The organism is Leptolyngbya sp. AN02str, assembly GCF_050565595.1.
GTDB lineage: Bacteria > Cyanobacteriota > Cyanobacteriia > Elainellales > Elainellaceae > Kaiparowitsia.
Window position 1 is genome coordinate 142,313 of record NZ_JBNXVR010000013.1, and the last position, 7,773, is coordinate 150,085.

At 42.2% G+C, this 7,773-nt stretch carries 9 protein-coding genes and 1 pseudogene; 5 read left to right on the plus strand and 5 right to left on the minus strand.

Annotated elements, in window-relative coordinates; translation table 11 throughout:
- Window positions 1-162 precede the first annotated feature (162 nt).
- Window positions 163-846 carry a hypothetical protein gene (locus ACQ4M4_RS12525; protein ID WP_430684816.1) on the plus strand — a complete coding sequence of 228 codons (684 nt, stop codon included), beginning with the start codon at window positions 163-165 and terminating at the stop codon, window positions 844-846.
- On the plus strand, window positions 847-1,920 hold the full coding sequence (locus tag ACQ4M4_RS12530; RefSeq protein WP_430684817.1) for an AlbA family DNA-binding domain-containing protein: 1,074 nt from the start codon (window positions 847-849) through the stop codon (window positions 1,918-1,920).
- A 123-nt stretch (window positions 1,921-2,043) separates the two neighbouring features.
- On the opposite strand, the pseudogene lepB reads toward ACQ4M4_RS12530, so the two are convergent.
- From lepB to ACQ4M4_RS12550, 4 genes and pseudogenes are all read right to left on the minus strand, one after another.
- Window positions 2,044-2,529: pseudogene (gene lepB, locus ACQ4M4_RS12535) on the minus strand (signal peptidase I); the annotation flags it as partial.
- A 427-nt stretch (window positions 2,530-2,956) separates the two neighbouring features.
- The gene (locus ACQ4M4_RS12540; RefSeq protein WP_430684818.1) at window positions 2,957-3,235 is read right to left on the minus strand and encodes a helix-turn-helix transcriptional regulator; all 279 of its coding nucleotides are present in this window, start codon (window positions 3,233-3,235) and stop codon (window positions 2,957-2,959) included.
- Window positions 3,236-3,249: 14 nt separating this feature from the next.
- Window positions 3,250-4,170, minus strand: a complete 921-nt coding sequence (locus ACQ4M4_RS12545; RefSeq protein ID WP_430684819.1) for a hypothetical protein — start codon at window positions 4,168-4,170, stop codon at window positions 3,250-3,252.
- A 28-nt stretch (window positions 4,171-4,198) separates the two neighbouring features.
- A complete protein-coding gene (locus ACQ4M4_RS12550; protein ID WP_430684820.1) occupies window positions 4,199-4,813 on the minus strand; it encodes a hypothetical protein in 615 nt (204 codons plus the stop codon).
- Between the two features lie 706 nt (window positions 4,814-5,519).
- Between ACQ4M4_RS12550 and ACQ4M4_RS12555 the strand changes: the two genes are divergently transcribed.
- Window positions 5,520-5,666, plus strand: coding sequence for a hypothetical protein (locus ACQ4M4_RS12555; RefSeq protein ID WP_430684825.1), 147 nt, complete (start codon window positions 5,520-5,522; stop codon window positions 5,664-5,666).
- 232 nt (window positions 5,667-5,898) lie between these two features.
- On the opposite strand, the gene ACQ4M4_RS12560 is transcribed toward ACQ4M4_RS12555, so the two are convergent.
- Window positions 5,899-6,204 (minus strand): hypothetical protein, encoded by a 306-nt coding sequence (locus ACQ4M4_RS12560; RefSeq protein WP_430684821.1) that lies wholly within the window; start codon window positions 6,202-6,204, stop codon window positions 5,899-5,901.
- A 470-nt stretch (window positions 6,205-6,674) separates the two neighbouring features.
- On the opposite strand from ACQ4M4_RS12560, the gene ACQ4M4_RS12565 reads away from it, so the two are divergent.
- Window positions 6,675-6,908 (plus strand): hypothetical protein, encoded by a 234-nt coding sequence (locus ACQ4M4_RS12565; protein ID WP_430684822.1) that lies wholly within the window; start codon window positions 6,675-6,677, stop codon window positions 6,906-6,908.
- Window positions 6,908-7,078: a hypothetical protein gene (locus ACQ4M4_RS12570; RefSeq protein ID WP_430684823.1), complete on the plus strand. Its 171-nt coding sequence runs from the start codon at window positions 6,908-6,910 to the stop codon at window positions 7,076-7,078. The genes ACQ4M4_RS12565 and ACQ4M4_RS12570 overlap by 1 nt, the downstream gene beginning before the upstream one ends.
- Window positions 7,079-7,773 lie beyond the last annotated feature (695 nt).

The following is a 7,773-nucleotide window of genomic DNA, read 5'->3' on the forward strand; positions in this document are numbered from 1 at the left end:
TACCGCTGTACCCTACTCAAGCTAGAAATTAGTCATCCTTACACGTTTAGGACTACCAACCTTGTAAAATCCATTAGTCTGTTATCTGAATGGTTTGAAAAGAATCCTGAGCAAGGGCAAGAACTGTTTCCAGAAATATATCGTAGACGTGCTGAAATCTTTATGAACACGATACGAGATAAGGAAAGCCTTTACAAGGTGATGCGAACTTGTACAGACTTGTCTAAGCTTGTTGACGTTGCAAAGATTATTGAAGATGACTCTTCAATCATTGAAAGAATTCAAGAGGCAAAAGAGTTAACCAGTCTCTTAGAAGAATTCAAAGCTGAGAACATATCAGCTTTGAAGAGTATGCTTAAGTTGGCTCAAAATGTTCTTGCTGACGACTCTAATAAAATAGAAATTACTCAAGAAACCTTACTGAGTTTAGGGGTAACTTCTATTGAAGAATTAGAGGAAGCCTTACGAGATAAAGGTATTGCAGCCCAATTCACACATAAATCTACACCAACTGTTGAAATGTTTCTTGCTGTTCAAAGATTGATCGAGAGATCAAAAGCTAATGTAATAAGTTATTTGAAATCTCTCTCAGCCTATGATTGCAGTGAGTTAGAAGAATTAGCCACTACTGTGATTGGAGGTATTAAGAAAGATGGCTTGCCTATTTATGTTGTTGTGAGACCATCAGATAACGGAGAAGTTATTATTTACTACAGTTCTGAAAAAGATGCACTAGATACCTCTAATGCAGAGTTGTGGACTGATAATGGAGTTGATAAACCTAAAAGACTAACTTTAGGTAAAATCCTTAAGACAACAGGTATTAATAGAATTCCCGTTAATTAAATGGATATTACAAACGAAGTAGCTCAAATTATTGGGCAAGCGGAAAGTTCTATACTTGAATATAAAGCAGTTTTGCCACCTTCAAGGAATATTGCTCAATTAATAAGTTCGTTTGCCAATGCTAACGGCGGATATATTATTTTAGGGGTATCAGAAAACCTTGAGATAAATGGTTTAAGTGAAGATTTTCATGCCAATGCAATTACTCACAAAGCTTTAGATCTTCTTTCACCTCAGCCCAAAGTATACTACCAGTACGTTGTGTATGAGGGGAAAAAACTTTATGCGATCAAAGTTGAGAAATCAGATGAGTTAGTTGCTGTAGAAGATAAAATTTATCAAAGGGCTGGCTCTACAGTTAGACTTCTAAATCCTACCGAAGTTAAGCTCAAGCCTGATGGATACTTAAAGATAAAAGATATATATCAGAAACTCGAAGAATACAAGAAAAAAGCTACAAACTCCAAGATAAGAGTAGTTGGTCATTATCAAAGTATTCTAAAGATATTAGACGATCTCAGTCAGATTCTTTACCCAGTGGATGCGGATGTACCCACAACTAACCAAGAGGGAAAAATCCTAACAAGAATATTGTTCTCGTCTTTTGTAGATAATTTTGAAACATACCTTTCTGACTTGTTGTACGAAATATTTCTTGCAAATCCAGCTACATTAAAATCTAAACAACAGGTTACTCTTGAAGAGGTTCTGAATTGTTCAGACTTACAAGAATTTATAAAGTATTGGTCAAAGGAGAAAATTGGTAAACTACAAAAAGGAAGCGTGAAGGGCTTCATCAAAGAGAATAGACAAATAAATGATTTGGGTGTACTTGATGAAACAAAGCAGAATGAGATAGAGAAAATACTTCAAATAAGACATCTATACTCCCACAGAAATGGATCTGTAGATGAAAAGTTTCTTCAATATTTTGCTGGTAAATTTACCATAAACTCAGAACATCAAATGTCTATTAGTGAAGTTTGCGACACGTTGTGTTACTTGGCTGAGATTATCGATGCTGTTGATTTAGCAGCAATAGCTAAATACAAATTAGCGCAAATTGATAAATGATTCTAGTCTTTTGACAATTATTTCTTAAAGGCTTTAGTTCTGTAAGCAGATACTTCACTCCTAACAAGGGATTTTGAACTAAGACAAATATTTTTGAATTGCTTTTATTGCCTTGAGCCATCTTTACAGTAATACTTCAAACTGAAGCAGAGGATGTATTCTTAGAGCCGCCCGACTAATTATGTTTCGCTCTTGTACAAGTTCCCCAAAGATAGTTGCTATAACTGTGATTTCGGTTATCTCCAAGAATAAAGTACTGGTGATGGAAACAGTTACAGGTTTGTAGTTGTAAGCTGGTTTTTCCTTCAAAGGTTCTGCAACGGGCTTACCATTAACGAGTATCTGCTCATTATGAATTTGCACCTCCTCCTCTGGTAAACCAACCACACGTTTAATCAGGTCATCATGCAGGTTTTGTGTCTCTAATTGTCTCTAATTAAGGAGGGGCTTTGAATACTACTAAATCGTTTCGTTGAGGGAGACGAAAACGGAAATTCAGTTTCTCAACCAAAGGCGATCGCTCACTTCCAGAGTTGGCTCCATTGACTCAGAAGGAATGTAGCGCAACTCAGCAATGAAGGTGTGAATGCTCAATGCCATCAGCAAGCCAACAGCAACCGTATTGTGGAATTAATTCACGGGTTGGGAAGTTCTTTCTGGGGTCGAGTTGAGTGTAAGACCATTACAGCAATGTACTCATCAATACAAGAACAACAAAAAGTGCTTTGTAAGTCCAGCGGATTTTAGTTTTAGGGCATAACAGAATTGCGAACCCAAATGGACAATGCCGAGCAGGAGAATCTGCCAGAGTTCTAATCCACCTGTGATCGTCAGCAAATCATTCATAAGCCACTCTAGCCACCCTGCAAAGTGGGCGAAACCATCCATCCTGCTTATGGCAATTCCAAAAAATTTTTGCGTTGCTGCTGGGCAGTTAGTTGGGCTTGCTACAAGGTATGGAAAACATCAGTGGGCAAATCCTTTTGGTTAGAGTCACGTACCACAATGAGAACTCAGCATGGCGATCGCCAGTTTCTTATATTTCCGTTTCAAACCAGGTCAAGATCTCCTCTATGGGCAGGTTCAAGATTTGTGCAATAGCTTCTCTTCTGGTTCGATTCCACTTCGGAACGCGCTTATTCTTTTCCCAGTAACGCACAGTACTTTCTGCTGAGTTAATCTTCTGAGCAAATTCAGCTTGTGTGTATCCCATTCTTATCCTGGCTTGACGAAGTTTAGAACCACCTCTCCACGGTAGTAAATCCGCTGTTAGTTCTTGATTCATAATGGAGTTTTCTTGGATTTCATCGTGCATTGGTAATCATCTCTCTAAGCCAGTTCCAAACTCAAATGACTTACATGGCAGTAGGAGTCATGGGTCTGAATTAATGGCTCAAATTCACAAATAATCTTTTGGTTTCCAATAATGTCAATCAAATAGCAAACTGCGTAATTGCTCGGCTCTGGGAGAACTAGTCTAGTCACGCGATCGTACACAAATCTTTCTGCGTAATCTTCATCGACTCGCCAAGGTTTAGGAGTCAATCGAGCACGAAAGGTAGATTGAAACTTGCATAACCGAGCATATAGTGGATCGACGTAGAAGCTCTGCATTAATCGATGGGTCGCAGGATCAAGTGGATCAAAAGGTTGTGTTGTACAAATATGGCGCAACCCGTTTCGTGTCCTGTAAACTCTAAATCCTAACTTAGGAAACTGTTCTGTAAGGCTTTTCACTGCTGCGATCGCTTGTCGCTGTGTCATCGCAATTTGAGAGCTTTTAGCACAGTCTTGAATTTCATCATTCCAGGGTGAGCAGATATCTACGTCGATAATTAACATGCGATCGCAGTTAAGCACTTCACAGTTGTACCGATTACGGGTGATAAAACCTTGCAATTGACCTTTGTAATAAATCTCCTGTAGAACAGGTTCAGTAACAACGCTGTACTCTCCTAAATTAAAGGAATACCAGGAATCACCATTTGGATAGTCTGAAATTGTAATAGGGCTGCGGTGAACTAATTCAACTCGTTCTTGTGGGGAAAGCACACTGAACCATTTTTTTAGCAGAAGGGTATTGTCTCCATCCTCGTCTGCCTCAATAATCAATTCGGTCAAATATTCCTGTACCTGTGCTGCCGGATTTTCAACACCGCGTCTACGCGCCCAAAAACAGAGTTTTTTGAAAAGGATAGGATACTTCTGAAGAAATTGATCTAAGTTGAGGGGCACTTGAGCAATTAACATTTGTCTAGCAATCAAATATAGGAATGGTCTAAGGGAACGTGAACCAAACAGTTGGAGAAATTAATTCAAATATCGAACCAACAAAACAAATTAAGCATCCGACCTCTTGCGCCAGCCGAGCGTCCTGCTCAAAGACATGAAGGCTTGCAGTATCTAACCGGATTTGAGCGAGAATTTCCGCCCATTGTCTATCGACTCCAAAAAAATCAAGTTCACTTCCATCAGCAGTTGGGCGGGCGATCGTTACAGCAAATGTCTGTTGCCAAGTTTCTAATCTCGCCGTCAGTTGAAAAGCATAAAATCTGGGTTGTTGAATCGAGCGGTAGTGGCTTAACTGCAATGGAAATGGGATGCCGTTTAAGAGCCAAGTGGAAGGATTAACCGAAATAATCGGTGGATGATCAGCCACTCTAAGGCTAGAGTTGCAGGTAGCCAAGAATTGCTCTACGAAAATCTGAAATTCAGGTAATGGCAGTATAGAGCGTGCATCATCCTCCAAGTAAGGACGAATTTGCTCCAATAACTGCGATCGCTGCTCCAAGTAGGGAGCTTCAATCTGTCGTATTTGCATTATTTGTTGAGCAATGCGGCTATAAAGTTCCATCAATTGTTCATCAACCACAGCATCACACTGAACTTGCATAGCATGGTGAACCGTAAGGAGATGAGCGAGAGATTCAGACACCATTTTGACCAACAGACTAAGGGGCACAATCAGGATCAAGTATGCACTTGGGTAAACGCGGAGAGGAGTTGTTCCAGAGGGGCATCTTTGTGCTGCCAAAACGCCTCAACTCTTGCCTCCAAAGTAAAAGCAAGCGCAGCATAGCAAATAATGCAACTAGCTTCCTCCAATAGTTGGGGTAGGATGACATCCTGTTGGGAAAACTGAGTTTCTAATTGTCGAGCAATCTCTTCTTGCTGATACTTAAAGTCTTGGCTGACAAAACTGAACGGGGACTCATACAACCGCCCCATCTGAATGGCTTCGAGATCTGCGGTAAACTCATGCAGGCGAACGGATAGTGCATAAAAATAAATAACGCACGCCCTGCCACTCCCATCCACACTACGCTGGGTCGATAGCTCAAAGTCAAAGAGTTCCATCTGCCCGCTGAAATCGTGAAGACCCCAGTTGTCTGGATCAGGGTCAATGGAAAGTAGTTTGGCTTGGGAGGCTCCACGGAAGTTTTTCAGACAGGTTTGAAAAAAGAGATGAAAGTCGGGCATCGCGAGCACACGAGTGGTATCCGTTTCAATCACCTCATTGCAAAGGGAGAGTTTAGTCACAATGGACGACAGGGGAGGTAACGGGGCATCCTGTAGGTTGTCGTTCAGTTGCCATAGCAATTCCAGTTCAGGATGGAGGCGAACAACAGAAGCTCGCAGAAAAGATTGATAGATTCCAAATAGAGGGTGGGACATATTCTGAACACTACTGTACAGAGCGTGATCAATTCATAAGCAGCATTCAGAAGTCTGGCATTTCAGCCTAAGACTGCCTGGATGGAGAAGGGCTAAGAACATTCCCTTACCAAAACTGAGGCATAGCCGGAAGTAACACCAGTCTGGATACTGCTCCTGATTTAGTTTTGGAGGTGGCAGGTGCGATCGCCCTCAAATTGTTGAAGGCATCGCCCGCACTAATGCATTCAGGAGAATAAACAAGTCATAGAAGAGATACAAGGGGTTTTAGAGCGACTTACTCACGATCTATGACCAATTTGTTTAGTCTCGTAGTGAGTCCTCAGAAATGGTCAGATGTCCTGCCTGTTCAAGTGCTTTAATTTGGTTCAATAGGTCTGCTTGCCGCAATAATCGCAACACGTACTGTGGTCGGCGATGAAAGTCAGTTCCCCAATTTTTAATGGTGCCAGGACTTAACCCTGTTGCTTCGGCAAGGACGTTGATGCAAACCTTCAGATAGCCCTTCCCTGACTCAGCGGTCACCCAACGTTCGCAATAATCAGTAGGCTCCATTGGAAGGTAGCGTAGCTGATCCAGGCGATGGAGATGGGATGATATTTCGGACATTGAGCCGGGAAAATTCCTCCTATTGATTTGGGTTAGTGAGCGATCGCCTCTACCGCAAAACGATCCACTATCCAACTTGCTGCACCAAAACATTCCCTGAATTAGGCAGAGAAAAATTACCTGCTCAATAGCAGAGTCAAGTAAGAACTTGTTTTTGTGGTACTTCTACCGTTTTGTTCAGCAGGAAGCACCAGAGCCAGGCTAGAGCCAGGCATCCAACTTGACACACAAAACACTACCCAGCGATTAAACCTTTGCCAGAAAGTCTCTTGTGCCGCATGATGGGTAAGAACTCCAACCCCGAAAGGGCGGGAGAAATTAAGCCAGTGTGAGACGGCAAATCTAAACACTGGCTTAAACAAAATGAACATCCACCTGGAATTCAGGTGGCATATACCACCTTATAAGTCAATTCTCTGGCTCCGTCAATAGGTGGCATATGTCACCTATTGACGTTAGCGGACGAAGCTATGGCAAAGAAGGGGCATAAGAGCCGTAAAGGGGTTGGCGAATTTTATGATGAGGTCAAGGTAGACACTCTGCTGTCCTTGACACCAACAGCAAGAGAAAGCCTGGATCAGCAGGCTAAATCAATCGGCATCAGCCGCAGCGAAGTTGTAGAACGTCTTGCTCGTGGACTGATTGCGCCTCCCGGAACAGTGCCCTTATCTATAGAGGAGAGACTTAGCCTGGGAAAATTCTGATGCAGGCGATCGCTCAAGCCGAAGCTGAATTGACTGAATCAACTGAAGCAGGTTTGTTGGAAGACCAATCAGCAGAGGGCGATTCTCCTGCATCCCCCCTTAACGAGCGTGCCATTGGGTTACAGCGGCAAATTGAGCAATGGCAGCAGATCCTACAGAAGCTGGAATAGTGGATAGCTCAACTGATTCACCTTATAAAGCCAGCTATAGGGTAAGAGGCTTAGGGACTGTTTACTGGGCGATTGGGGAGGCTACATAGGCTTGTGCCACATCTAATTCTGCCGATTATTTTTCTATGTCGGAAGTTTGATTGCTACAATCCAGTAGCAGCAAGCTTTTCAGAGGTTCTCAAATTATGCTCACTTTATGGCTTGTATTTTGAATTATGCTCACTTTATGCTTGTTTTGGGCGAAACTGACTAGAATTTGAGATCGGAGAGATAGGGATTTCAGGCTCCCAGTTCTCTGGATTATGCTCAACTTATGCCTTGTAGCCTGCTCAACTTATGGTTGTGTGCTCAAGGTCAGATAACGATCTAAGCGATCACTTTGGGCAATAGGTAAGTTGTCAAATTTATTGCTTTAAGATTGTTGCCCCGCATGTTGTAACTGTCATTAAGTTACGAATGCGCTCCAAGGACAATTTCGAGTCTATCCTGAATAGGGTTTACCAGTGCTGGGTTATCAATAAGCTCAAGCGAACGTGATTAGTCCAACGGTCACGAAGCAATCTTCCAGCCGATATTCCGCAGGTTGCTGGGAATTAATTAAGCAGGTAGTAACGGCAGTAAGGTAGGCCCAAAAGTTGGATGATTTTAGAGCGCTCATCCATCAGATTACTGACCTGCTGAGCTTGCCCGATTGT